Genomic DNA, 234 nt, shown 5'->3' on the forward strand with positions numbered 1-234 from the left:
CACCGAACCGTCAAAGGGGGCGTGGATCTCGGCCCGCGCGAGTTGCGGGGGGGGGGGGGGGGGGGGGGGGGGGGGGGGGGGCGCGGGGGCGGCGGGGGGGGGGGGGGGGGGGGGGGGGGGGGGGGGGGGGGGGGGGGGGGGGGGGGGGGGGGGCGGGGGGGGGGGGCCCCGGGGGGGGGGGGGGCGCGCCCCCCCCCCGCGGCGCCGCCCACCCCCCCACCCCCGCGCCCCCGA

1 protein-coding gene is annotated in these 234 nt (G+C 92.7%); it reads right to left on the bottom strand.

Annotated elements, in window-relative coordinates:
* Nucleotides 1-234 (bottom strand): hypothetical protein (locus AC0L2A_RS36575; protein ID WP_473613045.1); only part of this gene is annotated, 234 nt, incomplete at both ends.

Source organism: Mesorhizobium sp. WSM4844 (genome assembly GCF_055811775.1).